Consider the following 4,102-nt stretch of genomic DNA (forward strand, 5'->3'; position numbering starts at 1 on the left):
CGATAAGAATAAGAATAAGTCGCATGCAGGTTCCCTCCCTCTTGTGCTCTCGTAACCTATACGAACGCAACCCAAACAAGAAGGGCCGGCTTTAAGCCGGCCCTCTCCGATCCACGTCTTTTCGCTATTTCAGCGGCGGGGCGGGAGGTGGCAGGGTCTTTTTTCGCGGGCTTACAAGCATTACGTCAGTCTGAGAGTCATGTGCACGCCACTCCTCATATCGCGAAAGACTGTCCTCAGAGCGGGACTGGCGCTCGCCGCCTCTCCCCTGCTCCGCTACGTTCCCGCCTATGCCGCGGCGGCCGATGTGAGCGAAGTGGCGCCAGGCGTCTTCGTGCATCAGGGCCGCTACGAGGTGCAATCGCCGGATAATCGCGGCGACGTGGCAAATGCGAGCTTCGTGGTGGGCAGCGAAGCCGTCGCCGTGATCGACACGTCGGGCAGCGCGGTGATGGGCGAGGATCTGCGTGACGCCATCCGCGCGGTGACCAACAAGCCGATCAAATATGTGATCAACACCCATATGCACCCCGACCACGTGCTGGGGAATGCTGCCTTCAAGACGGACAACCCCACATTCGTCGGACATTACAAACTCGCCAGAGCGCTCGGCAACCGCGCGGGAAGCTACCTCACCGCGAACAAGCAGATGCTCGGGGACGAGGCCTTCGCGGGCAGCGAAATCATCCTACCGACGCTTGCCATCAAAGAGCCGACCACGCTGTTTCTCGGCGACCGAGAGCTGCTGCTCGAACCGCAAGCCACCGCCCATACCGACAACGATCTGATCGTCACCGATACCAAGACCGATACGCTGTTTCTCGGCGATCTCCTGTTCTCGGTGCATGTGCCCACCATCGACGGCTCGATTAAGGGCTGGCTCGCCCTGCTCGACGAGCTAGGCAACCGCAAGGCTGCCCGCGTCGTGCCCGGACATGGGCCCAAGACGATGGAGCTGCCCCGGGCGCTGGAGCCCGAGCAGCGCTATCTCGCCACCATCGCGTCGGATGTGCGCCGTCAGATCGCCGAAGGAAAGACCCTGGCGGAGGCAACAAAAACGGCCGGATTTTCGGAAAAAGATGCCTGGAAACTGTTCGACCAGTATCATGTCCGCAACGTCACCGCGGCATTCGCGGAACTGGAGTGGGAATGATATACTCCCTACAAATTCGTCCCTCAGGAGCACGGCATATGCCCTATTCCTTCAAGAGCTTAGCACGCGCCTGCGGCGCGCCGGCGCTTGCCCTATCGATGCTCGTTCTGGCCGCCCCCGGCGCTTCCGCCGAGGAGAAGATGTGGCCCATCCTCAAGGAGCAGGCCTTCGGCGACCGCTACATCCGAGAGGATGACATGGTGGTGCTTGAGACTCCGCAGAAGGTCGAGGATGCGGCGCTGGTTCCCTTGACTGTGCGCATACCCCCGTGGGTGAAGGGAAAGCCCAAGTCGCTGACGCTCTTCATCGATAACAATCCGGACCCGAAGGTCGCCACGCTCAACTTCGGACCGGCGGCCGGTAGCGTTGGAGAGCGCAGTTTCTCCACCCGCGTGCGGATCGACAATTTCTCCCATGTCCGTGCGGTCCTGGAGACCGAGGACGGCAGCTTGCACATGGCCACCAAGTTCTTGGCCGCGGCTGGCGGTTGCGCTGCCATGCAGGCGAAGGACCCCGAGGCCGACACGGCGGACATGGGCAAGACGCTCGTTCGTACCTTCGCACCCGCCGTGGATTCGAATCCGATCTGGTCGGGACAAGTGATGATCAAGCATCCGAACCACAACGGCATGCAGCTCGACATCAACACCGCGAAATTTATCCCGGCGCATTACGTGAAAGAGGTCACGGTGAAGCGCGACGGCGAGCTCGTGTTCAAGCTCGACACCACCTTCTCGATCTCGACCAACCCAAACTTCCGCTTCACCTTCGCCAAGGGCGAGGAGAATGATCTCGACGTGGTGATCGTCGATACCGAAGGTGAAGTGGTCGAAGCCCACACGCCGCCTAAGGGATCGTAAGAGGAAAAAGTCCCCTACTCCTGTTCGGCGTCCTGCTTGCTGGAATAGTAGATGTGCGCCTGGAGCAGGAAATCGTCGGGACGCTTGAGGAAGAGCGTCCGCGCGGTCTCATTGCCGAAGCAATAAGTCTTGCCCCTATAGACCGTGCTGACCGAGCAATCGGTCTGGATGTCCTTGCCGAGCGCGAGACCCATGACGCATTCGCCGCCAAACTCGCCCTCCCCGGCGTCCTCGGCTGGCGAGGCAGAACCGGAGCCGAGTAGAACTGCGGCGGCCAGGACAACGATCTTCGTAGCTCTCGGCATCTAAATTCTCCAAACGGCGGGTGACTGACGGCCGCCTTCGAGGCAGCGGGCTCCGCTGCCCGCCTCAACACTCTTGCAGACCGTATTTTGCCTTTTTGGCCGTCTCGCGGCCAGGCGGCGTGGTGGAAGCGGGATATGGTGGGCGCACACGGACTCGAACCGTGGACCCGCTGATTAAGAGTCCATCCTGCCGTTCTGATTTTCAAGCGCTTTTCTCCCGACTATGGAGAAAAGCAGCGATGGTGCATCAATACGTTACGGGAATTTTCCCGACTAAAGAATTCCCCCCACCGCACATAAAGAGCGCCGCCCAGCCTCAACCAAGTGGGGTGCCGGCTATGACCGCCGACATCTCCAGCACCCACGCCGCTAAGGAACGGCGGGCGCGTGTCGCACCGAGGGCGGCGACATGAGCGTCCAGGCAATCTCTTGGGCGCTCGGAACAGCCGTGGGAGACACCGGGGCGAAGCTCTTGCTCCTGGCACTCGCCAACTATGCTGACGAGCATGGCGAGTGCTGGCCCTCGCAGGCACGACTGGCGCAGGACACCGAGCTCACCGACCGGACCATCAGGACGAAGCTCAAGCTCCTTGAGGAAGGCGGCTTCCTGAGCCGCGAGCGCCGCCAGTCCGACGCGGGCTGGCGCACCTCCGACTATTACCGGCTCCATTTAAGCCAACCGGAAAATACTTCCGGCAGGTCAAAGGCGCCTACCGGAAATTCATGCAAGGCCAACCGGAAAACTGTTTCCGATTTAGGAGAACCGTCAAAGGAACCGTCAATCACAGTTGCTAACGCAACTGTGCGTGAGCTGAAAACGGACTTGGTCTGGAAGAGCTGCCCTCGCCAACTCGTAAGCCTTGGGCTAACAGAGCGAACGGCCAGGTCAAACCTCGGGCGTTGGCTCAAGAACGCTGATCCTGATCGCGTCCTCAATGCCGTAGACGCTGCTCGCCGCGTCGGCACTCAGGACCCCATCCCCTACATCGAGTCTGCGCTCAAGCCCAAAAGCGTCCGGCGCGAAGGCGACCATTGGTTCGTGGATCCGGGCACCGAGGAGTTCGAGGCGTGGCACAAGGACTTTCGTTTCCAAAACTCTCCGCGTCTGTACGAGTGCCGACATGCTGAGAGCGCAGGCGAGCCGATCCGCGTGCCCAGTCGTTGGCCGCGGGGGCCGACTCGGAGCTGACCGAGTATGCTTAGGGTGCTCTCTATGATCCGCGTGAACAGAAATGAAAAAAAATCGAAGGAATCAATTGCGATGGCCAGAGGTGGCACCCGTCCAGGAGCAGGGCGAAAAAAGGGCAAGGTCGGACAGGCAAAACGTGAAATGGCCGAAATGGCGAAGGAGCACGCAGAGACTGCCTTGCTCACCCTCGTTGAAGTCGCGAGTGGGGACTGTGCCGCATCTGCTCGAGTTTCCGCCGCCACCGCGATCCTTGACCGAGCCTATGGAAAGCCGCCGCAAGCATTAGAACACTCGGCGCCCGACAATTCGCTCGAGCGGTGGTGGCAGGAGGTTATGGCTACCGCGGAGGTCATCCGCCCTGTGAGGTATGGCAACCTGTGCGCCATGGGCCTAGCACGCGGTAAGGAGGTGCAGACAGATTGCTCCATCAGAACTCAGATCGACGGTATGACCTATTACTTCGAAACCGAGGATTCCAAAGCGGCCTTCATGAAAGACCCGCAAGGCAATCTGGCGAAGGCCCGAGCGCACCAAAACAGTAAGAGCTAAGCATTTGTGGCCATAGTCCCCGAATGCGAGCCACCGACTTTAGGAT

General features: G+C 60.4%; 5 protein-coding genes. 4 read left to right on the forward strand and 1 reads right to left on the reverse strand.

All coding sequences use genetic code 11. The features are described 5' to 3' along the window. The first annotated feature begins 199 nt into the window (after window positions 1-199). Together ACSLE4_RS05945 and ACSLE4_RS05950 are read left to right on the forward strand one after the other, a co-directional pair. The gene (locus ACSLE4_RS05945; protein ID WP_435903559.1) at window positions 200-1,153 is read left to right on the forward strand and encodes a quinoprotein relay system zinc metallohydrolase 2; all 954 of its coding nucleotides are present in this window, start codon (window positions 200-202) and stop codon (window positions 1,151-1,153) included. A gap of 38 nt (window positions 1,154-1,191) precedes the next feature. Next, complete coding sequence (locus ACSLE4_RS05950; RefSeq protein WP_435903560.1) at window positions 1,192-2,013, forward strand: quinoprotein dehydrogenase-associated SoxYZ-like carrier; 822 nt, start codon at window positions 1,192-1,194, stop codon at window positions 2,011-2,013. A gap of 14 nt (window positions 2,014-2,027) precedes the next feature. On the opposite strand, the gene ACSLE4_RS05955 is transcribed toward ACSLE4_RS05950, so the two are convergent. Next, window positions 2,028-2,318, reverse strand: a complete 291-nt coding sequence (locus ACSLE4_RS05955) for a hypothetical protein (protein WP_435903561.1) — start codon at window positions 2,316-2,318, stop codon at window positions 2,028-2,030. Between the two features lie 409 nt (window positions 2,319-2,727). Between ACSLE4_RS05955 and ACSLE4_RS05960 the strand changes: the two genes are divergently transcribed. Next, window positions 2,728-3,507 (forward strand): helix-turn-helix domain-containing protein, encoded by a 780-nt coding sequence (locus ACSLE4_RS05960; RefSeq protein WP_435903562.1) that lies wholly within the window; start codon window positions 2,728-2,730, stop codon window positions 3,505-3,507. Window positions 3,508-3,531: 24 nt separating this feature from the next. Beyond that, the gene (locus tag ACSLE4_RS05965; protein WP_435903563.1) at window positions 3,532-4,056 is read left to right on the forward strand and encodes a hypothetical protein; all 525 of its coding nucleotides are present in this window, start codon (window positions 3,532-3,534) and stop codon (window positions 4,054-4,056) included. The last annotated feature ends 46 nt before the right edge of the window (window positions 4,057-4,102 follow it).

This window comes from Methyloceanibacter sp. (genome assembly GCF_051306395.1).
Lineage (GTDB): Bacteria > Pseudomonadota > Alphaproteobacteria > Rhizobiales > Methyloligellaceae > Methyloceanibacter.